This window comes from Stutzerimonas azotifigens (genome assembly GCF_013522725.1).
GTDB classification, from domain to species: Bacteria; Pseudomonadota; Gammaproteobacteria; order Pseudomonadales; family Pseudomonadaceae; genus Stutzerimonas; species Stutzerimonas azotifigens_A.
Window position 1 is genome coordinate 119,904 of sequence record NZ_JAAMRF010000010.1, and the last position, 24,110, is coordinate 144,013.

At 66.1% G+C, this 24,110-nt stretch carries 17 protein-coding genes and 1 pseudogene; 6 read left to right on the forward strand and 12 right to left on the reverse strand.

Going from position 1 to position 24,110, the window contains the following annotated elements; all coding sequences use genetic code 11:
* Positions 1 to 68: 68 nt before the first annotated feature.
* Positions 69 to 2,141 (reverse strand): AsmA family protein, encoded by a 2,073-nt coding sequence (locus G7026_RS18465; RefSeq protein WP_181072376.1) that lies wholly within the window; start codon positions 2,139 to 2,141, stop codon positions 69 to 71.
* A gap of 323 nt (positions 2,142 to 2,464) precedes the next feature.
* On the opposite strand from G7026_RS18465, the gene G7026_RS18470 reads away from it, so the two are divergent.
* From G7026_RS18470 to G7026_RS18490, 5 genes are all read left to right on the forward strand, one after another.
* Positions 2,465 to 2,722 carry a type B 50S ribosomal protein L31 gene (locus G7026_RS18470; protein ID WP_181072377.1) on the forward strand — a complete coding sequence of 86 codons (258 nt, stop codon included), beginning with the start codon at positions 2,465 to 2,467 and terminating at the stop codon, positions 2,720 to 2,722.
* Positions 2,723 to 2,819: 97 nt separating this feature from the next.
* On the forward strand, positions 2,820 to 4,781 hold the full coding sequence (locus G7026_RS18475) for a TonB-dependent receptor domain-containing protein (RefSeq protein WP_181072378.1): 1,962 nt from the start codon (positions 2,820 to 2,822) through the stop codon (positions 4,779 to 4,781).
* A gap of 1 nt (position 4,782) precedes the next feature.
* A complete protein-coding gene (gene cobN, locus G7026_RS18480) occupies positions 4,783 to 8,670 on the forward strand; it encodes a cobaltochelatase subunit CobN (protein WP_181072379.1) in 3,888 nt (1,295 codons plus the stop codon).
* A 33-nt stretch (positions 8,671 to 8,703) separates the two neighbouring features.
* The gene (locus G7026_RS18485; RefSeq protein ID WP_181072380.1) at positions 8,704 to 9,180 is read left to right on the forward strand and encodes a MotA/TolQ/ExbB proton channel family protein; all 477 of its coding nucleotides are present in this window, start codon (positions 8,704 to 8,706) and stop codon (positions 9,178 to 9,180) included.
* The gene (locus tag G7026_RS18490) at positions 9,180 to 9,503 is read left to right on the forward strand and encodes a DUF2149 domain-containing protein (protein WP_181072381.1); all 324 of its coding nucleotides are present in this window, start codon (positions 9,180 to 9,182) and stop codon (positions 9,501 to 9,503) included. The genes G7026_RS18485 and G7026_RS18490 overlap by 1 nt, the downstream gene beginning before the upstream one ends.
* A 20-nt stretch (positions 9,504 to 9,523) precedes the next feature.
* Here the strand turns inward: G7026_RS18490 and G7026_RS22680 are convergent.
* Positions 9,524 to 9,730, reverse strand: a pseudogene (locus G7026_RS22680) (DUF421 domain-containing protein); the annotation flags it as partial.
* A 328-nt stretch (positions 9,731 to 10,058) separates the two neighbouring features.
* Between G7026_RS22680 and G7026_RS18495 the strand changes: the two are divergent.
* Positions 10,059 to 11,684 (forward strand): methyl-accepting chemotaxis protein, encoded by a 1,626-nt coding sequence (locus G7026_RS18495; RefSeq protein ID WP_375138216.1) that lies wholly within the window; start codon positions 10,059 to 10,061, stop codon positions 11,682 to 11,684.
* Positions 11,685 to 11,894: 210 nt separating this feature from the next.
* Here G7026_RS18495 and G7026_RS18500 read toward each other — a convergent pair whose 3' ends face one another.
* From G7026_RS18500 to G7026_RS18545, 10 genes are all read right to left on the reverse strand, one after another.
* Positions 11,895 to 15,149 (reverse strand): efflux RND transporter permease subunit, encoded by a 3,255-nt coding sequence (locus G7026_RS18500; protein ID WP_181072383.1) that lies wholly within the window; start codon positions 15,147 to 15,149, stop codon positions 11,895 to 11,897.
* On the reverse strand, positions 15,146 to 16,360 hold the full coding sequence (locus tag G7026_RS18505) for an efflux RND transporter periplasmic adaptor subunit (RefSeq protein WP_181072384.1): 1,215 nt from the start codon (positions 16,358 to 16,360) through the stop codon (positions 15,146 to 15,148). Before G7026_RS18505 ends, G7026_RS18500 begins: the two co-directional genes overlap by 4 nt.
* A gap of 13 nt (positions 16,361 to 16,373) precedes the next feature.
* Positions 16,374 to 17,783, reverse strand: a complete 1,410-nt coding sequence (locus G7026_RS18510) for an efflux transporter outer membrane subunit (RefSeq protein ID WP_181072385.1) — start codon at positions 17,781 to 17,783, stop codon at positions 16,374 to 16,376.
* A 50-nt stretch (positions 17,784 to 17,833) separates the two neighbouring features.
* Positions 17,834 to 18,499: a TetR/AcrR family transcriptional regulator gene (locus G7026_RS18515; protein WP_181072386.1), complete on the reverse strand. Its 666-nt coding sequence runs from the start codon at positions 18,497 to 18,499 to the stop codon at positions 17,834 to 17,836.
* Between the two features lie 394 nt (positions 18,500 to 18,893).
* Positions 18,894 to 19,031, reverse strand: a complete 138-nt coding sequence (locus G7026_RS18520; RefSeq protein ID WP_181072387.1) for a hypothetical protein — start codon at positions 19,029 to 19,031, stop codon at positions 18,894 to 18,896.
* A 1-nt stretch (position 19,032) separates the two neighbouring features.
* Positions 19,033 to 20,199 carry an amidase gene (locus G7026_RS18525; RefSeq protein WP_181072388.1) on the reverse strand — a complete coding sequence of 389 codons (1,167 nt, stop codon included), beginning with the start codon at positions 20,197 to 20,199 and terminating at the stop codon, positions 19,033 to 19,035.
* Positions 20,175 to 21,212, reverse strand: coding sequence for an ABC transporter ATP-binding protein (locus G7026_RS18530; protein WP_219858500.1), 1,038 nt, complete (start codon positions 21,210 to 21,212; stop codon positions 20,175 to 20,177). The genes G7026_RS18525 and G7026_RS18530 overlap by 25 nt, the downstream gene beginning before the upstream one ends.
* Positions 21,212 to 22,264: an ABC transporter ATP-binding protein gene (locus G7026_RS18535; protein WP_181072389.1), complete on the reverse strand. Its 1,053-nt coding sequence runs from the start codon at positions 22,262 to 22,264 to the stop codon at positions 21,212 to 21,214. The genes G7026_RS18530 and G7026_RS18535 overlap by 1 nt, the downstream gene beginning before the upstream one ends.
* Positions 22,265 to 22,267: 3 nt before the next feature.
* A complete protein-coding gene (locus G7026_RS18540) occupies positions 22,268 to 23,158 on the reverse strand; it encodes an ABC transporter permease (protein WP_181072390.1) in 891 nt (296 codons plus the stop codon).
* The gene (locus G7026_RS18545; protein ID WP_181072391.1) at positions 23,155 to 24,108 is read right to left on the reverse strand and encodes an ABC transporter permease; all 954 of its coding nucleotides are present in this window, start codon (positions 24,106 to 24,108) and stop codon (positions 23,155 to 23,157) included. Before G7026_RS18545 ends, G7026_RS18540 begins: the two co-directional genes overlap by 4 nt.
* Between the last annotated feature and the right edge of the window lie 2 nt (positions 24,109 to 24,110).

Sequence of the window (24,110 nt, forward strand, 5' to 3'; positions counted from 1 at the left end):
AATCTCAGCAGCCTCGAGTATCCGTCGCCGCTTCATTCGCGGCCGCCGGTGCCTCGCGGCGGCTTCACCTAACGTTCAGGCAGCCTTTTCACCTGCTCCAGCAATGGCCCGCACTGGTCCGCCTGCCCGCCGCTGGGCGCGACCAGGGCCAGCAGGCCGGCGGCCGGGCCGACGGTGGCACCCAGTACGATCATGCCCGCACCGCGCAGCGCCAGCGGGCCGGCATGCACGCCCGGACGGGGATCCTTCAGAGTGCCCCGGACGTACAGCGGCGAGCGCAGCGAGATGATGCGGATGCCCTTGGAACGCGGCACGATGTCCAGGTTGATGTTTTCGTTCTGGAAATTGACCTGACCGGTGACGTTGATCACCGCGTTCTCGGTGTCCAGCACGAACAGCCGGGGCTCGGCCAGGCCGTTCTTCATCCCCAGGTCGACCACCGCACAATTGATCTGCACGTCCTCGTCGCCGAACAGACGGCCGACCAGATAGTTGCCGACGTTCAGGCCGGCCAGTTCCATCAGGCTACGGCTGACGGTGCCGTCGTTCATCAGCAGGCGCAGCTCGCCGTTGGCGCTGCCGAGCAGCGCAGCCACCGAATTGCCGGTGCCCTGGATGTCGGCGTTGCCATTGAGCTCGCCCAGGCTCTTCTGCATGGTCTCGACCGAGGGAAACAGCCGCCGCAATTTGAGCGAACTGGCCTCCAGCCGCACCCGCCCGGCCAGGGGCGTGCGCTGGCCATCCAGGCGCAGGTTGGTTTCCAGACGCCCGCCGGCCAGGCCGAAGCTCAGTGGCTGCAGGGTCAATACGCCGTCGGCGAGCACCACGTGGGCGTTCAGGTCCTGAATAGGCAAGGCCTCATCGTGGACGATGTGCCGGCCGACGAAACGCACATCGGCGTCCATGTCGCGCCAGCGGTCGGTACGAAACTCCTCCATCGGCAGCGCCCTGCCCGCCGGTTGCTTGCCGGTCGCGCCGCGCGCCTGCCTGGACTGCTCCGAATCGGCGCCGATCAACGGTGCCAGGTCGGCGAAACGCAGCTGGTTGGAGGTCAGCTCACCGGTCAGCTTGGGGCGCGGTTCGAGGGCGACATAGGCGAGATCGCCACTGATATCGCTGCCGCCGATACGACCGTTGAAACCCTCGTAGAGAAACGAGGCGCCGCCCGGGTCCTGCAGGTCGGCACGCAGGCGGCCATCGGTGGAATAGGCACCGGTATCGGGCAGGGTCACGCCGATCAATGGGTAGAGGTTGCCCAGGCTGTCGCCGGACAGACGCAGACGCAGATCCAGCACGCCGAGGTTACGCGGATCGCTCAGCGTGCCCTCCACCGTTACCCGGGTCTTGCCGGCGCGCAGGTCGACCTGCAGCGGGAACGGCTGCGCCGCGTCCTGCAGCGCCAGCAGGCCGCCCACCCTACCCTCGCCGGACACCGGCTGGCCGCCGTAGCGGCCCTCGGCATTCCAGGCGAAGGCGTAGTCCTGGGTCGCCGCAGCTTGCGCCTGCCCCTCTTCCGTTCCCTCACCCTGGGCCGCCGCCAGAATCTGGCTGTAGGGCACCGGCTCGCCCAGCGGGGTGACGTTCAATTGCACCTGCGCGCGCAGAACCTGATCGTCGAGGCCGACACTGCCCTTGTCGAAGCCGATGGTGCCGATGTCCAGCACCCAAGCGGAGGGCTTCTCGTCTTCGGCCTCGTCGCTGGCGGCCAGTTTTTCGAAGGTCCAGTTGGCGCGGCCGTCGTCGAGCCGCTCGATGTGCGCGGAAGGTCCACCCAGAGTAATGGCCGGGATGCTGACGCGCTTGCCCAACAGCGCCAGCGGACGCAGTTCCGCCGCGACGCTGTCGAGGTGGACGAAATACGGCGCCTTGCCCCACTCGGCGTTGCCCAGGGTGATGTCTTCGGCGGTCAGGGTCGGATGGGGGAACCAGGCGCGCCAGCCGGGCGCTTCGCGGTCGCGCTGCCAGCGCACATCGAGGTGGCCCTGGATGGCGAACGGCCGGCCGAGGGTGTCGGACACCCGCTCGTTGAGGGTGGGCTTGAGCCGGTTCCAGTCGTAGGTGGCTAGGAAGGCGATCAGCGCCACGACCAGCACCGCAAGAATGCCCAAGAACCATAGAAGGACGCCACGGGTTCGGCTCATCGCTCTCTCGCTGCTTGCACTGTGTGGGTAGATGCTCGTTTTTCGACTGGCGCAGGGCCCGATCGCTCCCCGGCAGTGGGCTTTTCCGGGCGGCAAAGGTGACAGCCGGTTCGCGTCACAGCTTAAGCTGCCGGCCGGGGACGAGGTGATGCTCATCGGTCCGGCCCGTGATAGAGGCCCCACCGCCCCGGCCCCGGCCCCGGCAGAACGGTGGGTACAGGCGGCGCCGGAAAGCCGCTACTCGCGAGCCGGATTGTTATGATATAACGTATGACTCAGCAACGTGCCGGCCACCGCCGCCCTGAACATTGGAGGAGTCGCTTATGAAACCGAGCATTCATCCCAACTATCGCCCCGTGCTGTTCCATGACACCGCCGCGGACGCCTATTTCCTGATCGGCTCGACCGTCGAGACCGACCGTACGCACCAGCACACCGACGGCAATACCTACCCTTACGTCGTGCTCGACGTGTCCAGCGCCTCGCATCCGGTCTACACCGGCAAACAGCGCCAAACCACGGCAGAAGGCCGCATCGCCGGCTTCAACAAGCGCTTCGCCGGATTCGCCACGACGAAGTGACCTTCTTTTCAACGACACCGAACGGTCCGCTCCGATAGCCGAGCGGATCGTTTTTTTTGCGCCAATCGCGCCTATCCAAGCCACGGAAGACGTTTCGATGTCCCGCAGTACCCGCCTAAGCACCGTCCGCACACCCGCCCGATTGCTGCCCACCCTTGCCCTGCTGCCCCTGACGGCCCTCGGCTTCGAAAAGGCGCTGGATCTCGAACCCACGGTCATCACAGCCACCTCTACAGCACGACAACTGAGCGACGCGCCGGCGAGCGTCACCGTCATCAGCCGCGAGGAACTGAGCATGCGGCCCGTTCAGGATCTGGAAGATGCACTGCGCGGAACGCCCGGGCTGCAGTTCACCGGGATCGGCATGACACGCCGTGGAGTCAGCATCCGCGGGATGGATAGCGAGCACACCCTGGTGCTGGTGAACGGGCAGCGCATCAACACGGCAGCAGGTGCCGTCGCGCACGCCGACTTCGATCTGGGCTGGGTGCCAGTGGAGGCCATCGAGCGCATCGAGGTGATTCGCGGCCCGATGTCTTCGCTTTACGGCTCCGAGGCGCTCGGCGGCGTGGTCAACGTCATCACGCGACGTGCGACGGACGCCTGGCATGGCGCGGCGCAGATCAACGGCGGCGTGCGGGAGGATGGTCGAGGCGGCCAGACCCATCAGCTGGGCGTCTACGCCGGCGGCCCGCTCGTGCCCGGCGTGCTCGGGCTTTCCTTGAGCGGCGAGACACGGCGGCGCCAGGAAACGCCGTTGCACGGCAACGCCACGCAATCGGAGATCGAGGGCCGCGACGCCGACAGTGGGGAGATGACCCTGAGCTGGACCCCCGATACGGCGCAGCGGGTCGACTTCAGTTACGCGAACGGCCTGGAAGATCGCTGGCGCAATACCCGCAGCGCAGGCGCGGCAGGGAGAGACTACGAGTCCAGTGACCGTATCGAGCGCGAGCGATTTTCCGTGGCTCACAGTGGCGACTGGTCCTGGGGCCGCAGCAGCCTGCGCGCCTACCGCAACACGCTGGAGCGCACCAACCGCTACACCAATGGCGTGGTCCCGACCTCGCCGCGTCAGGAACTTACCGACGACATCGTCGATGGCAGCCTCAGCGTGCCGCTGGCCGACGCGCATCTATTTACCTTCGGTGGTGAATGGCGCAAGGAGCAGTTGGAAGACGGCGGATTCACGACCGGTGAGGCCCAGATCATCCACCGCGCCCTGTTCCTGCAGGACGAAATCGAATTCGACCCCGCCTGGTCGCTGGTACTGGGCAACCGCTTCGACCGTCATGAGCAATTCGGCTGGCACAACAGCCCGCGCGCCTACCTGGTCCACCACGTGAACGATGCGCTGACGATCAAGGGCGGCGGGGGCCGCGGGTTCAAGGCAGCGACGCTCAAGCAGCTCTCGCCGGGCTATTCGGCCATCGGCGGCGGAGGGATGTTCACCATCTACGGCAACCCCGAACTCGAGCCGGAGATCAACACCACCTATGAGCTCAACGCGGACTACCAGGCCGACGGCTGGTCGCTTACTGCCGGGCTGTTCCAGAACAACGTGCGCGGCCTGATCCAGACGGTGTGCGTATCGAGCTGCGGTATTCGCGGCCGCGAAGTGCGCAACTACGAAAACGTCGACAAGGCGCGCATTCGCGGGCTGGAACTGGGCGGCGGCCTCGACCTGCCGGCCGACCTGCGCTGGGACCTGAACTACACCTACCTCGACGCCATCGACCGTAGCGCCGACCGGCGGCTGGGCGATCGCGCCCGCCACCTGGCCAACACCCGGCTGCAGTGGACACCCACCGCCGCGTTCACCGCCCAGGTACGGGGCGAATACGTCGGCAGCCAACTGACCTATTCCAGCAACACCGCCAACTCGGTGCCGGCCTACAGCCTGTGGCATCTGGAACTGACCCAGCGCATCACCGACAGCCTCAGCATCCGCGGCGGTATCGAAAACCTCACCGACGAGGATTTCAGCGATACCTCGGACAACTTCACATTCGCCGAGCCGGGGCGGACCTACCACCTTGGCGTGAGCCTGAGTTTCTGACATGCGCAAAGTGATTCGAGCCGGCCTGGCGCTCCTGGCGCTGGCCGGCTGGGGGACGGGTGCGTCCGCCGACTCGCCAGTCCCGGACGCGCTGCATGTACAAGTGCTGACCACCGACTTCGTCCTGCAAGGCAAGCTCGACCGCCTTGCGACCTGGGCGGCAGCATCCGGCGTCACGCTTTCGGCCACCCGGGGCTACACGACCGAAGCACGTCCGGACACCACCGTCCCCGGCCTTTTCATCCTGGATACACCGCGCCCGGCCGACCTGGCTGCCGTGCAGCAAACCTTCGGTGAGCTGATCGCGGCAGGCAACACGCCGTGGATCCGGATCGGGGGCGGTCCGCCTGCTTTCGGCAATCTGCCCGGTCCAGTGGCCAGGCGCCTGATCGCCTATTACGCCAACGGTGGTGAACGCAACCTGCGCCATCTGTTCGCCTATCTGCGGGCCTGGCACGACGGCACCTCCGCCGACGCGGTCCCCTTGCCCACCGAACTTGGCAAGATCGGCTTCTACCACCCCGCGGCGCAGAAGCCCTTCGATGACGTCGATGAGTATCTGGCCTGGGCCGCCGAGCGCTGGGCGCCGGACGCGCCCCGGGTAGCGTTCGCCATCCACCGGGGCGCCCTCGTCGATGACCAGCTACGGCTGATCGACGCGCTGATCACGCGTAGCGAAGCACTGGGGCAGGCGCCCATGGCGTTCTGGATGGATGATCGGGAGCCTGACGCGCTGACCAGGATCCTGACACCTGCGCGCAGCGACGTACTGGTCAACCTTCAGCATATGCAGAACGGCCCGGCACGACAGGCGGAATTCCTTGCGCTGAACATTCCGGTGCTGTCGACGCTGACCTTTCGCGAAGGCGATCGGGCGCAATGGCAGGCCTCATCCAGCGGCGTTTCTCCTCGCACCACCGCGACACTGCTGGCGGTCCCGGAAAGCTGGGGCATGACCGATCCGCTGGTGATCGCAGCCGTGGAAAACGGCGAGCCCATGCCGATTCCGGAACAGGTGGACGCGCTGCTGCACAAGGTCGCCAGCCTCGTCCGGCTGCGTCGGTTGGCACCCGCCGACAAGCACCTGGCGCTGATGTTCTGGAATCATCCGGACGGCGACAAGAACCTGGCTGCCTCGAACCTCAACGTCCCCCGCAGCCTCGCCCATCTCACGACCGCACTGCAGCAGGCCGGCTATGACGTACCGAAGAGGAATGAGCCGGAACTGATCGAGATCGCGCAGCGCCTGCTTGGCGGTTACTACCGGCCCGAATCGCTCGATAGCCTGCTCGAAGACGGCCTGGCGGTGACCCTGTCCCTCGCGGACTACGAGCGATGGCTGGATCAGTTGCCCGAGCCGAGTCGCCAGGCCCTGCTCGAGCGCTGGGGCGAGCCGGGCGACCATTGGGCCTTGCGCCAGGTCGATGGGCTGGCCCGGTTCGTCATCCCGGCCGCGCGCCTGGGCAAGCTGTTGCTGCTACCGCAACCGCCCCGTGCTGGCCGGCCTGGCGAGGGCTATCACGACAGCAAGGTCCCGCCGGATCACCTTTACCTGGCCGCCTATCAAGCGGTGCGCGAAGGTTTCGAGGCCAACGCGCTCATCCATTTCGGCACCCACGGCACCCAGGAATGGCTGCCGGGCAAGGACCGTGGCCTGGCCGCGAGCGATTACCCCTTCCTGGCGCTGGGCGACCTGCCGGTGTTCTACCCCTATATCCAAGACAACATCGGCGAGGCCATCCAGGCGCGCCGCCGTGGCCGTGCCGTCATCATCAGCCACCAGACCCCCCCCTTCGCCCCTGCCGGGCTGTATGACGAGCTGCGCGACCTGCACGCGCTCATCCATGAGTACCAACAGCTCGATGAAGGTGCAGTGCGGGAGAAGACCACCGAAAGCATTCGCCAGGCGGCCTTGCAGAGCGGACTGACCGGCGATCTGGGCTGGGACGAGGCGCGGATGCGGGCCGAACCCGAAGCCTTCCTGCAGGCATTGCACGACCACCTTCACGCCGTGGCCGAGGCCAACCTGCCGCTCGGCCTGCACACCTTTGGCGAACCGGCTTCGCCCGAACATCGCCTGGCCACGGTGCTGCAGCAGCTGGGCGAGCCCTATCGCGAGGCGTTGGGAATCGGTGACGACGAACCCCTGGCCGAGGATTTCGCCGGGCTCGAGGCGAGCCTTCCCTACCGCACCCTGCAGCGCTATTTGCGCGACGGGGAAAACCTGGAGTCGATCACCGATATCCCGCTGCGCGAGCAGATCGGACGGGCCCGCATGCTCGATGCATGGCTCGCCGACCCGGGCGAAATGGAAGCCCTGCTGGCGGGGCTGGCCGGCGGTTTCGTCGCACCCGGCCCCGGCGGCGATCCGGTACGCAATCCGGAGGTGCCCAGCGGCCGTAATCTCTACGCCTTCGAGGCGGACAAGCTGCCGACCCGCGCGGCCTACGAGGCAGGCGGCAAGGCGCTGGAACAGCTGATCGCCCGCTACCGCGACGAGCACGACGGCGCACGGCCGGAAAAGCTCGCGTTCAGCCTGTGGTCCTCCGAAGCCATGCGTCACCTGGGCATCCTCGAAAGCCAGGTGCTGCATGCGCTGGGCGTGCGGCCGGTCTGGGACGAAGGAGGACGGGTGCGTTCCCTGGAGATCGTCCCGGCGGCCGAACTCGGCAGACCCCGGATCGACGTCGTGATCCAGGTCACCAGCGTCTACCGCGACCAGTTCGACGGCTTCATGCGCCTGTTGGCCGACGCGGTGGAACGCCTGGCGGTACTCGACGAGCCAGGCAATGCGCTGGCTTCGAACAGCCGCGCGGTGGCCCGGCGGCTGCGAGATCAGGGTATCGGCGACGCCCGTGCCGAGCGCCTGTCACAGCTGCGGATATTCGGCAACGAGCCCGGCGATTACGGTACCGGCGTCTCCCAACTGACCCTCGATTCGACACGCTGGGACAGCGAGTCGGATCTGGCCGAGCAGTTTCTGTCACGCCTGCAGTACGGCTACGGCAGCGACAACTGGGGCGAGAAGATAGAGGGGCAGAACCTGTTCGCCGAACAGCTCAAAGGCGTCCAGGCTGCCGTCATGGCCCGCTCCAGCGAACTCAACGGCGTGCTGTCGACCGACCATCCGTTCGAGTTTCTCGGAGGGCTGTCGCTCGCGGTTCGCCACCTCGATGGCGCGAACCCGTCGCTCTACATCTCCGACCTGCGCAAGGCCGAACCCCGAACGGAGGGCGCCGCCAACTATCTCGCCGGCGAGCTGCGCAGCCGCTACCTGAACCCGCAGTGGATCGCTGCGATGCAGCAGGAGGGCTACGCGGGAACGCTGGAGGTGCTCAACGTCGCGAACAACCTCTGGGGCTGGCAGGCCGCCGATCGCAGCATGGTCCGCGCCGATCAATGGCAGGCCCTGCACGACACCTTCGTGATGGACCAGCGCGAGCTCGGCCTCGATGAGTGGTTCGAGGCGCACAACCCCACAGCACAGGCGCAGCTGATCGAGCGCATGGCCGAGGCGATTCGCAAGGGCTACTGGGACGCGTCGGACCAGACCCGCCGGGAACTGGCCGAACGCTGGCAGACGCTCACCGGTGAACACGGCGCGGACGGCGGCGAGCCGGTCACCCGCGAATTCATCGAACAGATGGCCGCCGGCTACGGCCTCGCGCCGGACACGACCCCGAATGCCGACACGCCCCCCTCCCCCGACGACAGCACCGCCGCAGCCGAGACGGTACGCGGCCAGGTGATGCAGCAAGTGGTCGATGAGCCAGACGAGGCGCCGAATCCCTGGCGGCTTCTGCTCGGCATCGCGGTCCTGGTGGCCTGCCTGCTGGCCGGCGCCCTGCGGCAGCTCCGGGCCAACCGGCGCGCCTGCCCAGCCTCCTGAAAAAAATGAACTTGAACAAGCGAACCGAGCCCCATGAACGTACTTGAAACCAGCCTTTACGAACTCACCCGCATCTTCCTCGTGCCCGTCCTGCTGCTGATCCTGGCGGCGCTGGCCTATGCCTTCATCGCCCTGGGCAGCTTCGCCATGGAAGCCTGGCAGCGCCGCAGCGGCCGCTACCGCTCGGTGCTCGCCGCCCACCAGGCAGCCAGCGGCGGCACCAGCGATGACCTCGAGCTCTGGATCATGCAACGCCTGGAATGGCTGCGGGTGACCTCGCGCAGCACGCCGATGCTCGGGCTGGTGGCCACCATGATTCCCATGGGCCCGGCACTGCTGGCATTGACCCAGAGCGACGCGAAAGGCATCGGCGAGAATCTGGTGGTCGCCTTTTCCTCCGTGATCCTCGCCCTCATCGCCTCGAGCATCACCTTCTTCGTCCTCACCGTGCGACGCCGCTGGCTGTTGCAGGAACTGCGGGCGATCGAGCGCGCCGGAGCGGTGCTCTGATGCGCTTTCTCGACCATGACGACGACGATGATCCACTTCTTTCGGTGGTCAACCTGATCGACCTGTTCCTGGTGGTGATCGGCATTCTGCTGATCGTCATCGTGCAGAACCCGCTCAACCCCTTCACCCAGGAACGCGTGATGGTGATCAAGAACCCGGGAGAGGCGAACATGCGGATGCTGGTCAAGGAAGGCCAGGAGCTCACCCAGTATGAGTCGAGCGGCGAGATCGGCGAGGGCCAGGGCGCCAAGGCCGGCATCACCTACCGCCTGAATGACGGGCGGATGATCTACGTACCGGAAGGGGTGACATCCACCCCGTAAGGGCTCTACAGCCGCCTGCTCTGCTGGCGCAGCTCCATGAAAAACTCGTCGGAGGAAATGTTGTAGCGGCTCAGGCTGTTCAGCTCACCCATCCTCGATGATCGTCACCGGCTTGCCTTCCATCCAGCCGGAGAGCCGAGCGCTGTGGCTCATGGCGAGGACGGCGGGTCGGTAAATTCGAACAGCGACAGCTGGCGGATACCTCGGCGACCGCTCACTTGCAGGAAACGTTGATGAACGTCAGGGATGAGACGGGCCGTCCCCTTCATGGGAGTCCGTTTCGTCTGCTTCATCGTTGAGACCGTGGAGCGCCAAATGGATGGATTCAAGCTGACTAAAAATTCACGATATTAATTTTGCATCATAACGAGATCACATACCGCGCAGAACAGGCCAGCGGCGGTTTGCGGGAATATCTCGAAGACAACCTGTAACGAGTCGACCGCATTCCCGACAGGCGGCATTGAAGCGCATCACGTTTCAGTCGATACGCCGCGCGACGCAAGCGAGCAGCGAAGCACGCCTGCCCTCCCTCCCTGCACCCAAGAGTGACTAATCGTGCTCAGGCAATACAAAATCGCATCCCGATCAGCTTTCAGCTTTTCAATAGTTGCACTGCTCGTCCTGGCACTGGGCGCTTTTGCGCTACTGCAGATGAAGAGCATCCGGATGGCCACGCTGGACATGACAGACAACCGCCTGCCGAGCTACGAAGCGCTTGCCGACATGAACGAAAACGTGCTCCGCATGCGTATCGTTTCGCTCCGGATACTGGTCGATCGCGACCCTGGAGTCCTTGCGCAGAGCGTGAGGCGTTCGAACGACTTGGCCCAGCAGCTCAAGGACGTGGTACTCCGCTATGAGGGTTTGATCTCCGATGATAGCGAGCGGGCACAGTACCGCGTGTTCGACAAAGCGCTGAACGATTACTTCCAGGTGAACCAGCAGCTCCTGTCGCTCTCCGAACAGGACCGTATCGGCGAAATCCAGACGCTGTTGGGCTCGAAGTACGCGACGCTCTCCGACCAGCTTGGCACTGAGCTCGACAAGCTCGTCGATATCAACAAAGCCGGTGCAGCTGACTCTGGAAAGAAATCGGCGGAGGCTTACGAGTTTTCCATCACCGTGGTCGTGGGTGTGCTCCTGGCCGCTGCGATGCTGACCGTGATCCTCGCGTACCTGCTGACCCGCAGCATCGTGCAGCCGCTTCGCCTCGCGGTATCCGTCGCGGAGACGGTCGCCTCGGGCGATCTGAGCAAGGAGATCGACATCGAAGGCCGTGACGAACCGGCCCTGCTGCTGACCGCACTCAAGACGATGCAGGCCAAGCTTCGTGAGACGCTGGAGCGAATTGCGCAGTCTTCGGATCAACTGGCGTCGGCCGCCGAAGAGCTGAACGTGATCACCGAGGATTCGGCACGCGGGCTCGAACAGCAGAACAACGAGCTGGAACAGGCCGCCACCGCGGTCAACGAAATGACCGCCGCGGTGGACGAGGTCGCGCGTAACGCGGTCAGTACGTCCGAAGCGTCGAAAGCTTCGGACACCAATGCGAAGAAGGGCCAGGAGCAGGTCAACGGGACGGTCAACTCGATTTCCCAGCTCGCCGGCGAAATAGGCGGTACCTCGGTGCAGGTCAAAGATCTGGCCGACAAGGTGCATGACATCAGCAAGGTGCTCGATGTCATCCGCTCGATCGCCGAGCAGACCAACCTGCTCGCCTTGAACGCCGCGATCGAAGCCGCGCGTGCGGGGGATGCCGGTCGGGGCTTTGCGGTCGTGGCCGACGAAGTCCGCGCCCTGGCTCACCGTACGCAGCAATCGACGCTGGAAATCGAGCAGATGATCGGCAATATCCGCACGGGGGCCGACCAGGCCAAGGCGTCGATGGATGCGAGCACCGAACGCGCCACCGCCACGCTCCGTATCGCGGAAGCGGCAGGCCAGGCACTGCAGGAAATCACCGAAGCCATCAGCCAGATCAGCGAACGCAACCTGGTGATCGCCAGCGCCTCGGAAGAACAGGCCCAGGTGGCACGCGAGGTCGACCGCAACCTGGTCAACATCCGCGATCTGGCCGCCCACAGCTCCGCCGGCGCGAGCCAGACCAATGCCGCCAGCCAGGACCTGTCGCGGCTGGCCGTTGAGCTTAACGACCTGTTGAATCGGTTCAAGTTCTAACCGCGAGGTCTGCGAGTCAGGCGCGCACCAAACGCACTCCCTTCAGGAAGGATCGTGGCCAGCGGATGGCCTTCGCCTCTTCGCCCCCAACGTTGCCACGCCAACATCTGCACGCTCCCCTCGCTCCCTCCGGGAGAGAACCAGGATAAAGAGCGTTTTACGCACGCCAGACGGCACCATCCCCTTCGAATCCCCGCCCCTCAGAAAAACTCAATCCAGAGACTTCTCCTGCCCGGCATCCGCTGGCGTGAGCACCAGATACAGCGCCGGCACGACGAACAGCGCCAGGACCGACACGGAGATCAGGCCGAAGATGATCACCAGGGTCAGCGGGCGATAGAACGCGCTGCTGATGGCCAGCGGTACCAACCCGACGACGGTGGTGATGGCGGTGGTCAGCAACGGCCGCAGTCGACGCGCTGAACCGGCCGCAGCCGCTGCGTTGATGCTCATCCCCTCCTTGAGGTAGCCGTTCATGGTGTCGACCATGATGATGCCGTTGTTGATGGCGATGCCGATCAGCGACACCAGGCCGATCATCGCGAAGAACGAAAAGGTGATGTCGAAGGCCCAGAAGCCCAACGCCGCGCCGACGATGGCCAGGGGCATGGTGGCGAAGATGATGAAGGCCTGGCGGAAGCTGCTGAGCACGATGACCAGCACGCCCACGATCAGCACCACCGCGATGAGCATGGCGATCAGCGCCGAGGTGAAGGTCTCCGCGGTGTCGGCGGACTCGCCGCCGACAATGGCACGGTAGCCGGCCGGCCACTCCTGCTGCAGTTCGATCAGCTGTGGCATGACTTCAGCCATGACTTCACCCACGGTGCGCCCTTCGTTCTTGGCCATGACCGTGAGCGCGCGCTCACCATTGCTGTGGGAGATGGCGATGGCCGCTTCGGATTGAACTGGCGTCAGCAGCTGGTTCAGCGCAATGGAGGTGCCGCTGTCGGTGAAAGCCCGTACGCGGGACAGCTCTTCGGTATTGCGCGGGCCGCCCGCCTCGCCGGGACGGCTCGGCCATTCGGTCCCCAGGCGGATGTCGATGTTGTCCATGCCGCTGGCGGTGATGAAGGTACCGATGATGTCGGAGCTGAAGGCGATACGAACCTGCGAGGCGAGGTCTTCCTGGGAGATGCCGAAGAAGTCGGCGGCTTCGCGGTTGGGCCGCAGGGCCATCTGTGGCTTGAGCATGCCGATGTTGTCGCGCACGTCGACCACGCCGTCGATACCGGACAGCAGCGCCTGCACCTGGCGGGAAAACACCTGCAACTGGTCCATGTCAGCGCCCAGCAGCTGGATCTCGATCGGATCGCCCGAGGTCGGCCCGCTGCCCTCGGGCACCACCAGCAATTGTGCGGCGGCCACGTGTTCCTGAAGGTAGGCGGACAGCTCCCGACGCAGTTCGTCGGCCAGGACATGGGAGTCCGCGTCACGCTCGTCGCGCGGACGGAAGATGGCCGAGAAGCCGATGAAGTTCTCTGCCTCGCTCGGCTGCAGCGCGGACGCCGTCGAGCCACCGGCGAAGGGGCTCTTCAGGCCAACCAGCTTCACGACGCTCTGGAAGTAGGGCTTGTCTTGCAGCAGTTCACCCACCTCGTCCGCCACCTGCTGCGAGGTGGCGAGCTGCGCGGTGGGTGGCAGTTCGATGTTGATGCCCAGGCGCTCGCCATCGCTGGGCGGAAACAGCTCTATCCGTGCCTGGGTGAAGGCCACCATCGCCAGCACGAACAGCCCGACGCCGCCCAATACCCACAGCCACGCCAGCTTGCGCGAGCGGACCACCCAACGGCCGTTCCAGCTTTCCAGCCCGTTCACGGCCCATTGCGTCACGCGGTCGGAGGCGCCCTGGTGCTTCGGATTGTCCGAGCGCCGCTGTTTGCCCAGCAGCGCCCGGGACAGCGGCAGCGAACACAGCATGGCCACGATGAACGATAGGACCAGGCAAATGACGATCGTGGTAGGCAGTACCCGGATGAACGCGCCGATCGTGCCGCCGATCGACATGAGCGGCGCCAGCGCCAGGATGGTGGTCAGCTGCGCGGCGAAGGCCGGCATCGCGTAACGCTTGACCGTGGCCAGCACGCCCTGGCCGAAAGTCTTGCCCTGGACGTAGATCTCGTCATGCAGGCCTTCCATGAGCAGGATGAACACGTCGATGATCATCACCAGCGCGATCACCATGCCGATGACCACCAGCTCGTTGAGCGAATAGCCCATCACCATGATGCACAGCAGCACCCCGGCGAAGGTGACCGGAACCGACAGGCCCGCCACGATCGCCTCGCGCCAGGCGATGGTCAGCAACAGGATGGCGAACACGATGCCCATGGTCTGCAGGGCGCTGACGAACACTTCCGACAGCGCCTCCCAGATCTGCGTCGCCTCGTCCTGCGTGACGGTGTATTCCAGGCCCGCCGGCCAGTCGCCCGCGCCCTCCATCTGCGCCAGGGTCGCGCGAAGCGCCTCCACCAGCGTGACCGTATCGGCCCCCGGCGACTTGCGCACGGACATTTCCAGCGATGGCTCGAAGTCGCCGCCCTGCTCGGCAAAGAAAGCGCGCGTCTTTTCCGTTTCCTGCATGCGATGCACCGACGCGATCTCGTCGAGCCGTATGGCGCGCCCCGGGCCGCTGCGGGTCACAGGCAGCGCGCGCAAATCGTCCACGTCACGAAAGCGTCCTTCCAGACGCACCACGGCGCCAATGCTGTCGCTGCGAATCTCGCCGAAGGGTTGCTCGATGTTGGCCTGCTGCACGGCGTTGCGTACGGCGGCCGGCGACAAGCCCAGCGCCAGCAGCCGCTCGGGGCGCAGCAGTATCTGCACGATCTCCTCGCGCTCGCCGCCGATGTTCACTTCGTTCACACCGGACACGCGTTCGAGCGTGTCGCGAATCCGCCGCGCCTGCTCGTTCATGACCGCCGACCCGGCGTCGCCATGCAGCGTGAAGGTGAAGATCGGCCGGTCGTCCACGGACGCCTGGGCGATGGCCGGACGCTCGACGTCGGCCGGCAGGTCGGCCTCGGCATCGGCGACCGCCGCGCGCAGCCGCGTCATGGCGTCCAGCGGGTCCGCGGAGGCGTCGAACTCGACGGAGATGATCGAAAAGGAATCGAACGAGGCACTCTCGACCCGTCGCACACCCTGCAGCGTCGTGACCTCGTCCTCGATGACGTCGGTGACCTGTTCCTCCATGGTCTGCGGGTCGGCGCCCGGCCAGGTGGTGGTGATGGTCGCCTGGGGGATGTTCAGGTCCGGCAGGGATTCCTTGACCAGCTGCGTGTAGGCCATCACGCCGCCCAAGGCCAGCGTGACCATCAGCAGGATGCCGAAAATGGGCTGCAGGAAGAAGAAGCGCGCCAGGGGATGGGCGTTGCGCACTTCATGGGAGCCGAGTCGCGCGGATTCGCTCACCGCGTCGGGCAAGGGCCGGCGCTGCTCGTCATCGTCTCTGCCCAGGCTCATGGCATGTTCTCGCCACGTTGCAGGATGCGCACCGGCTGCCCGTCGTGCAGGGCCGCGCGGCCATCGGTGACTACCAGCTCGCCCCCTTCCACGCCGGCGGTCACCGCACGGTAATCGCCCGACTGCCGGCCCAGCTCGACACGCCGTTCGGTGACCTTGTTGGTCTGCTCGTCGACGACGAACACGAAGGATTGATCGTTGCGAAAACGCAGCGCTTCCAGCGGCACGACCAGCGCATCCTCAACGGCCTGATCGGCGATCCATACCGCGACGAACTCCCCATCCTGCAGGCCGGGATCCTCGTCCTGGGTATGGATGATGACCTGGAATGTACGGGTCTCGGGGTCCAGCGAAGGGCTGATCGCATAGACCTGGCCTTCCACCACGCCGTCACGGCGCTCGGGATCGATGCTCTGCGCCGACACCGAGGCGTTTTCACCGATCAGCGCGCGGGCCTCGGTCTTGAGCTGGCGGTAGTCGTAGGACGGTATGTCCACTCTCACCTCGAAACGGCGCGGATCAATGACCATCGCCGGCACCGTGCGCAAGGCGTTCTGCTCGGTATCAGTCTGTACCGTACTGGGCATGAAATACCGGCCCTTCTCGATGTTGAGCCGGGCCAGAACGCCGTCCATGGGCGAGACCAGCCGCGACTCGTCCACGCTCAGCTGCGCTTGCGCAAGCTCGGCACGCGCGCTGTCGCGGGCAGCCTTGGCCTGTTCTACCTGCACGATCGCCTCGTCCAGTTCCTGCCGCGAGGCCGAGCGCTGTTCGAGCAGCCGCTCGTATCGCTGCTGGGTCACGTTGGCCAGGGTGAGGTTGGCCTGTGCTTCGGCCAGCGAAGCCCTGGCCGCCTGCAGGTCCGCCGTGACGCGCTCCGGTGCCTGATGCGCGATCAGCTGCCCGGCCTTCACGGGCATGCCGACGCGCAGGTGCTCATCGACGTGGGACACCACGCCTTGCTGCGTGAAGGTGAGGAATTCGCGCTGCCTCGAACGCGCCGTGCCCTGGCCATAGACCCAGCCCTGTATCCGCCGCCGCTCCACGGCTTCGACATTGACGCTGACCGGTGGCGTGCCACCTGCGGCGTTTTTCGATTGATCGGAGGGAGACGAACCGCCATTCCCCTCGGTAGGTTCGGACCTGTCGCCGCAACCCATCAGCCCCAACAGGATGACAACGCCAAAGGCCGTAATACGATGTTTGCTCATGGAGGGTCGTCTTTTATGGAGTGGTAGGCGAAGGCGATGACGCCGGGGTGGATTCGGCAGGTGGCAGGGTGGCCTCGAACCCGCCCCCCAGTGCCAGGTGCAGCGCGATGCGGTTCTCCAGGCGGGCATAGCGCGCGCTGATCTGCGCGCTGCGGCCGTCGAGCGCGCGTTGCTGGCTTTCCAGCACGTTGAGGAACGGATCGATGCCCTGCCGGTAGCGATTGAAGGAGACCGTCACCGCCTCCTCGGCCGAACTGGCCGAGGCCTCCAGCGCGGCCTCGCGGCGCGTCAGCAGCGTATCGACCGCCAGCGCGCTTTCGACTTCGGCCAGCGCGCCGAGCGCCGTTTCGGCATAGGCATGCAGCGCTTCGTCGCGCAGGCCTTCGGAAATGTCCACCTGGGCGACCAGCCGCCCGCCCTGGAAGACCGGCTGCAGGACTCGTCCGGCGATGGACCAGGCCAGGTTGGCGCTATTGAACAGGTCCGAGAATGCGCTGGCGCTGTAGCCCGCCGACCCGGTCAACGACAGCGACGGCAGGAACGAGCGCTGCGCCGCGCCCAGCTGGTAACCGGCGCTCAATAGTGTCAGCTCCGCCGCGCGTACGTCGGGGCGACGGGCCAGCAGATCGGCGGGGATACCGGCAGGCGGTGCGGGCGGCACGTCGGGCAGCGCCATCGCGGTGGGTACGCTGCCGGAGGGATAGTCGCCCATCAGCACCTGCAACTGCCGCAGGCTGCGCTCGAGGGTTTCCAGGCGCTGTTCGAGTCCGGCCCGAGCCGATTCCAGATTGGCGGTGGCGAGCATGCCGTCCGCCGGCGACGCGATTCCGACCGCCACGCGGTTGTTGATCTGTCGCGCCATCTCGTCCAGGGCGGCGACGGTACGCCGGGACAGGTCGACCTGGGCTTGCGCGTGCACGATGTCGAAATACAGCTGAACCGCCTGCGCGGCGACCGACTGCCGTACGCCGCGCAGCTGCTCGGTGCTGGCGAGATAGTCGGCCCGCGCCGATGCCGTGAGGGCCGAGAGCCGTCCCCACAGGTCCAGCTCCCAGCTCACGTCCAAGCCCGCATCGTAATTGTTGCCGATGACCGCGGCGTTCTGCCCCGTGAGGTCGGGCATGTTCTGCCGTTGCCGGGAGGCGCCGACGCCCAGGCCGATCTGCGGCAGCTGATCCCCCCGGCTCAGACGAACCTGGGCTTCGGCCATGCGTGAACGCGCCAACGCCTGAGCCAGCCCCGGATTTTTCTCCAGTGCGGTCTCCACGAACGCATCGAGCTGCGAATCGCCGAACGTCCGCCACCAGCCATCCACGGACGAATAGCCCGTGGAGGACGAGGCGATGAATTCGGGGGGCAACTGAAACGGGGTCTGTGCAGGCTCCGGCTGCACGCTCGCGCAGCCGCTCGCCAAGAGGGCCAAGACGGTCACGGTCGCGAGAGATGCAGGGAGACGGGAACGACAAGCGATCATCAAGCGCCTTTTGGGGTAAACAGAGTCAATAGCATCATGCGATGTGCCTCGCGGATCTCGGCGACTTCATCCTCGGCGGCCTGCCCGCCTACCAACAGCTGGGTGACCATCGCCAGCAGCGCCGGGGCCGAGGCGAGCGCGAACTTCCTGGAGATGACGTTTTCTGGCACCACGCCCTTGGCCACGCACTCGTCCAGCTCGCCTTGCCGACGTGAGGCATGGGGCTGGAAAAGCTGCTCATGCCAGTGACGCACGCGTTCGGGCGATCGACCGGACTCGGAAATCAGCAATCGAAAAATCGCCTGCGTCTGTGGGTTGCGGACGAATGAATAGACCGTATCCAGATATCGATCCACGGTCTCATCCAAAGAAGCCCCTTCGGACCATTGCCAGTGGCTGGGCAAGGAAGGCGAGAACATCCTGCTGGCCAACAGCTCATCGAAAATCGCGTCCTTGCTTTTGAAATGCGCGTACAGCCCCGCCTTGGTCAGCCCTACGCGCTGCGCGATCTTCTCGACCGTAGCGCCCTGGAAACCGACCGCACTGAATTCCGCCAGCGCCGCATCCAAAATCTGCTGGCGACGAACGTCCGGCGTGAGACGAGTGCGCTTCTTCGCCTGCGCGGGCGCTTTGCCGGATGCTTGGGGTGGCGCCGTCTTGCTCATATTCGCGATCGCCAATTGGCCAGGAATGGCATGAAGCGCGACCCTAACATACGAATGGTCGTTAGCCAGACGACCAATACGTGACCAATTCTTTCTGGCGCCAATCGGCCATGGGATACCAAGCGCGTCGCTCACTGCGCACCAGACGCGCGCCTCGATTTGGCTGCCGTCCGCCAGCGGCCAGGAGATAAACAGAACAGATATCCGGTTAACGATTTACCAGACGCATGATGGCGCCGATGCGCTTAGAGCCGGACGACCCGCAGCAGGCCGCCGGGCAACCGCACCGGCGCGGCACATCGACTTTAAGGGCTGACTACATCATTACGGGACCGAAGCGCGCGAAAGCACACCCCGAGCGACCGGCCAGCAAGCCCTGGCGAGAGAGCCGGGCCTAGCGCCTAGGCTCGCCCGGTACACCGACCAGCGCAGTGCCGACACCCGGACCACCATGGGAGCGCGCCATCGCGGCCAGCAGCGCCATCAGCAAACCTTTCAAGCCCCTCACCCAAGGCCGTAGAGGACGTTCCATTTCAACCTCCTATCCGTGCGGCGAGCCGGACCAGGCTCAGGTCCGATCCGGCCCTGGCCATCAGCGAGATCCCCAGCGGCGCACCATCCTTGATGGCAAGGGGCAGCGTCACCTGCGGTAGCCCGCAGAGCACGGCGATGCACAGCAGATAGTGCGAGAGCTGGCGCGTATGCTCGATTTCTTCGTCACGGGCACTGAGCAGCGGCGCCACGTCCGGCACGGTGGGCAGCACCAGCACCCGGTCGCCGAGCAGCTCGTCCATCTGCCGGCGCATCTGCTCGCGAAAGCCGATCGCCCAGGTGACGTCCTTGTCGCTCACCTGGCTCGACCAGAGAAAGCGCGCCGCCACGTCCGGCCCCAGCTGCAGGCCATGGCGCTCGATGGTCTCGCCTTGTGCCTGCCAGGCCTCGCGGCCCTGGATGTAACGGAACGCCCAATAGGCCTCGTCCAGCGACGGCAGCTCGGCCTCCACGCAGGCGAGCGCCCCGCAGCGCGCCTCGATACGCTGCAGCGCCGTTTCCAGCGCCGCCTGCGAGGCCTCGGGCAACAGCGCGAAAAGCGCCGGGATGCGTATCAGCTCGGGCGCATACAAGGGCCTGGCGTCCTCGCCCAGCAGGCACGCGCCGACCGCTTCGAACACCGCCGCGCTGCGGGTGAAATAGCCGCAGGTGTCCATGCTTTCACACAGCGCCTGGCAGTCTTCCAGCGACACCCGGCCGTGGGTCGGGCGAAGGCCGTAGAGCCCGCAATAGCTCGCCGGCGTGCGCACCGAACCGCCGGTGTCGGTGCCCAGGGCGAAATCGCAGAGGCCGTTGGACACCGCCGAGGCCGAGCCGGACGAGGAGCCGCCGGGAATCCGCTCGGGCGCGGCGCCGTTCACCGGCGTGCCGAAGTGGGCATTCTTGCCGCTCATGGAGAATGCCATCTCGTTGGTGTGGGCCTTGCCCACCATCCGCGCGCCGGCATCGAGCAGCCGCTGCACGGTCGGTGCGGTGCGGGTCTTGACCCCGGACATCGCGAGCAGGTGCGGGTTGCCGCCCGCGGTCGGGTAGCCGGCCACGTCGAACAGGTCCTTGACCGCAAAACTGAGCCCGGCGAGCGGGCCCTGCGGTGCGTGGTCGAGGGCCACGAAGGGATAGGGCATCAGTGCGAAGGGGTAGTCGGACATGGTGCGGCTCCCTGATCGGTGGTGGGTTCGAACAGGTGGCAACTGACGAAATGCTCGCTGCCGACCTGCACCCGCGCCGGCACGCCCGCCAGGCAGGCTTCCCCGGCATGCTTGCAGCGCGAGGCGAAGGCGCAGCCCGGCGGCAGTCGGCTCAGGTCCGGCGGCGAGCCGGCGATGGTCTCCAGCCGCTCGCCACGGCGCAGCCCGCCCTGCGGCCGGGCGTTGAGCAGCGCGACGCTGTAGGGGTGGCAGGGGTTGCGCAGGAGTTCGCCCAGGGGCGCCTCCTCGACGATACGCCCGCCGTACATAACCGCCACCCGGTCGGCCACTTCGACCGCTGCGCCGATGTCGTGGGTGACGAAGATGATCGACAGCCCGAGCTCGCGCTGCAGCTCGCGCAGGAGAATGAGGATCTGGATCTGCACCGTGGCATCCAGCGCGGTGGTCGGCTCGTCGGCGAGCAAGAGCTGCGGCTGACAGGCCAGCGCCAGGGCGATCATCGCCCTTTGGCGCATCCCGCCGGACATCTCGTGGGGGTAGGCGTCCAGGCGCTGCTCGGGGCTTGGAATGCGTACGCTGCGCAGCGACTCAAGGGCTACGTCGCGCGCCGCCTGGCGGGACAGACCGCGATGGCGGCGCACGCTCTCGATGATCTGCTGACCCACGGTATAGACCGGGTCGAAGGCCAGCAGCGGCTCCTGGAAGATCATCGACGTCACCGGCCCGCGAAAGGCGCTCAGGTCTTTCTTCGACAGCGCCATGACGTCGCGCCCGGCTATCTCGATGCGCCCGTCGATGCGGGTGCTGCGCTCCGGATGCAGGCGCATCAGCGAACGCAGGGTAACGCTCTTGCCCGATCCGGATTCCCCGATCAGCGCGACCACCTCCCCCTTCCCCACCTGGAGGCTTACGCCATTGACCGCCTCGATGACCTTGCCGCCACTGGAAAAGCGCACGTGCAAGTCGCTGACCGCGACCATGGGCTGCGGCGTTGCATGCTCTGCTGCGTTCATCAGGCCTCCTTGGCCAGCCGTTCGGCCGGCGGACTGCAGGAATGACCGCCGCCAGGCACCACCATCAGGCAGGCCGCGACATGCGCCTCGCCGGTCGGCTGCAACGGCGGCTTGCGCGTGCTGCAGACCGGCTCGGCATGCGGGCAGCGGGTATGGAAACGACAGCCGGCAGGCGGATCGATCGGGCTCGGCGGATCGCCGCTCAGGGGTGAAGATTCGGTGCGCCGGTCAGGGTCCATCGAAGGCATCGAGCTCAGCAGCGCCCGGGTATAGGGGTGGCAGGCGCCGGTGAACAGCGCTTCGGCCGGGCCGACTTCCACCACCTCGCCCAGGTACATCACCAGGATGCGGTCCGACAGGTAGCGCACCACGTGCAGGTCGTGGCTGATGAACACGTAGGTCAGGTCCAGGCTCTGCTTGAGGTCCAGCAGCAGATTGAGCACCTGGGCCTCGACCGACTTGTCCAGCGCCGACACCGCCTCGTCGAGGATCACCAGGCGCGGCTCGAGCGCTAGCGCCCGGGCAATATTGACCCGCTGGCGCTGGCCGCCGGAGAGTTCGTGGGGATAGCGCCCGGCGAAGCGCGAGGGTTCCAGGCCGACGCGCGCCAGCAGGTCGCGGGCGCGGGCCAGCGAGTCCTTGCCCGACACGCCGTGGACCTTCGGCCCGAAGGCCACCGACTGCTCGATGGTCAGGCGCGGGTTGAGCGAGGAATAGCTGTCCTGGAAGACCATCTGCACCTGCCGGCGGAATTCGCGCAGCGGCAGCTGATGTGAGCCGACCGCCGCGGCGTCGAAGATCAGCTCGCCGCTGTCCTGCTCGATCAACTGCATCAGCAGCCTCGCCGTGGTGGATTTGCCGCAGCCGGACTCACCGACCACGCCCAGCGTCTCGCCCTTGAGTACCTTGAAGCTGATGTTGTCGACGGCGCGTACCACCGCCTTGCGGCCCAGTGTTCCCTTGACCGGAAAATGCCTGACCAGCTCCTTGACGGTCAGCAGCGGCTGCGCCGGCCCGCCCAGGTCACGTTTGCTTTTCGCGTTGACGGTCATCGGTCAGCTCCGAATGGCCATGGCGGCCCGCAGGCGGTCGGCCAGGATGTTGAAGGAGATCGAGGTGATGAAGATCATCAACCCCGGCAGCGCCGCCACCCAGGGCTGGGTGTAGATCGCGGTGCGCAGGGTGTTGAGCATCAGCCCCCATTCCGGCTCCGGCGGCCGCACGCCGAGACCGAGGAACGAAAGCCCCGAGGCGAGGATCATCGACACCGAGATCAGCCCCGTGGCGAAGACGAAGATCGGCCCCAGCACGTTGCCCAGCACCTGGGTGCGGATGATGGTGAAGGCGCTGGCGCCCGAGGCCCGCGCCGCCTCGATGTAATCGCGGTTGCGCACCTGGGTGGTGACGCTTTCGGCGACCCGGGCGATCTGCGGGACGAACACCAGGGTCAGCGACAGCAACGCGTTGTCGATGCCCGCCCCCATCGCGCCGGACAACGCGATGGCCAGCAGCACCGACGGGAAGGCGTAGAACACGTCCACGGTGCGCATGATCAGGGTGTTGGTCAGCCCACCGGCGTAACCGGCGACGATGCCGATCGCACTGCCGATGACGAACGCCAGCAGCACCGGGGTGATACCCATGAACAGCGACAACCGCGCCCCGAGGATCAGCCGCGAGAGCATGTCGCGCCCCAGCTCGTCCGAACCCAGCGGATAGCCCGGCGTGCCGATCGCCTGCAGGCGCTTGAACATCGAGGTGGCATAAGGATCGGAAGGCGCCAGCCAACTGCCGAACAGCGCCATCGCCACCAACGCCAGGATCACCGCGCCGACCAGCAGCGCGATGGGGTCGCGGACGAGCCGTGCCCCCACCGATGTCCAGTAGCCGGGCGAGGTCTGGATCGGGGGCGCGACGTTATGGCCAAGATCTGCGGTCATCTTCATGCCCTCTTGATCCGTGGGTCGAGCAGGGTCTGGAGGATGTCCACCCCAAGATTGAGCAGCACGAAGAACAGCGCCAGCACCCAGATGGTCCCCTGCAGCAGCGGCAGATCGCGCTGGAAGATCGCCGAGTTCAGCAACAGCCCGGTACCGGGCCAGGCGAACACCGTCTCCACCAGGATCGAGCCGCCCATCAGGTAGCCGAGCTGCAGGCCCATCACCGCCAGGGCGGTGGGCGCGGCGTTCTTCACCACGTGCCAGAAGATCGCGTAGTCGGTCATGCCCTTGGCGCGCAGGCCGACGATGAACTCCTGGCCCAGGGTGTCGGCCACCAGCGCCCGCACCGTGCGCGCGATGATGCCGGTGGGAATCACCGACAGGGTGATCGCCGGGAGCACCATGAACTGCAGGTGATCCCAGTCCCAGGCCCAGCCTTCGGCACCCATCGGACCGCCGCCGGTGGCCGGCAACCAGTAGAGCTGCGAGGCGAAGACGATCACCAGCAGCATGCCCAGCCAGTAATGCGGCACGCTGACGCCGAACACCGAGAACGCCGAGGCCAGCTTGTCCACCCAGGTGTCCTGGAAGTAGCCGGCGACGAAGCCGAACAGGCAACCAAAGAAGAACCCGATCAGGGTCGCCAATGCCGCCAGACGCAACGAGTTGATCGCCGCGGTCATCACCTCGGTGAAGACCGGCCGGCTGGTGGCGATCGAGGTGCCCAGGTCGCCCTGCACCGCGTGCCACAGCCAGTGGAAGAATTGCACCGGCAGCGGTTTGTCGAAGCCGTAGGCGGCGATCATCTGCGCGCGCAATTCCTGGGAGGCGTCCGGTGGCAACACCGAGACCAGCGGATCACCCGGCGCCAGGTGCACGAGCATGAAGCACACCAGCGCGACGCCGAGCATGATGGGGATCGCCAGCAACAGCCGGCGTACGACATAGGCGCCCATTG

What these genes read in the sequence shown, in the direction of transcription:
- G7026_RS18540 (WP_181072390.1), bottom strand. Translation starts at nt 23,158, where the DNA reads ATGAAGATGACCGCAGATCTTGGCCATAACGTCGCGCCCCCGATCCAG.
- G7026_RS18475 (WP_181072378.1), top strand. Translation starts at nt 2,820, where the DNA reads ATGTCCCGCAGTACCCGCCTAAGCACCGTCCGCACACCCGCCCGATTG.
- G7026_RS18535 (WP_181072389.1), bottom strand. Translation starts at nt 22,264, where the DNA reads ATGACCGTCAACGCGAAAAGCAAACGTGACCTGGGCGGGCCGGCGCAG.
- G7026_RS18490 (WP_181072381.1), top strand. Translation starts at nt 9,180, where the DNA reads ATGCGCTTTCTCGACCATGACGACGACGATGATCCACTTCTTTCGGTG.
- G7026_RS18500 (WP_181072383.1), bottom strand. Translation starts at nt 15,149, where the DNA reads ATGAGCCTGGGCAGAGACGATGACGAGCAGCGCCGGCCCTTGCCCGAC.
- G7026_RS18530 (WP_219858500.1), bottom strand. Translation starts at nt 21,212, where the DNA reads ATGAACGCAGCAGAGCATGCAACGCCGCAGCCCATGGTCGCGGTCAGC.
- G7026_RS18485 (WP_181072380.1), top strand. Translation starts at nt 8,704, where the DNA reads ATGAACGTACTTGAAACCAGCCTTTACGAACTCACCCGCATCTTCCTC.
- G7026_RS18545 (WP_181072391.1), bottom strand. Translation starts at nt 24,108, where the DNA reads ATGGGCGCCTATGTCGTACGCCGGCTGTTGCTGGCGATCCCCATCATG.
- cobN (WP_181072379.1), top strand. Translation starts at nt 4,783, where the DNA reads ATGCGCAAAGTGATTCGAGCCGGCCTGGCGCTCCTGGCGCTGGCCGGC.
- G7026_RS18525 (WP_181072388.1), bottom strand. Translation starts at nt 20,199, where the DNA reads ATGTCCGACTACCCCTTCGCACTGATGCCCTATCCCTTCGTGGCCCTC.
- G7026_RS18465 (WP_181072376.1), bottom strand. Translation starts at nt 2,141, where the DNA reads ATGAGCCGAACCCGTGGCGTCCTTCTATGGTTCTTGGGCATTCTTGCG.
- G7026_RS18470 (WP_181072377.1), top strand. Translation starts at nt 2,465, where the DNA reads ATGAAACCGAGCATTCATCCCAACTATCGCCCCGTGCTGTTCCATGAC.
- G7026_RS18515 (WP_181072386.1), bottom strand. Translation starts at nt 18,499, where the DNA reads ATGAGCAAGACGGCGCCACCCCAAGCATCCGGCAAAGCGCCCGCGCAG.
- G7026_RS18520 (WP_181072387.1), bottom strand. Translation starts at nt 19,031, where the DNA reads ATGGAACGTCCTCTACGGCCTTGGGTGAGGGGCTTGAAAGGTTTGCTG.
- G7026_RS18505 (WP_181072384.1), bottom strand. Translation starts at nt 16,360, where the DNA reads ATGAGCAAACATCGTATTACGGCCTTTGGCGTTGTCATCCTGTTGGGG.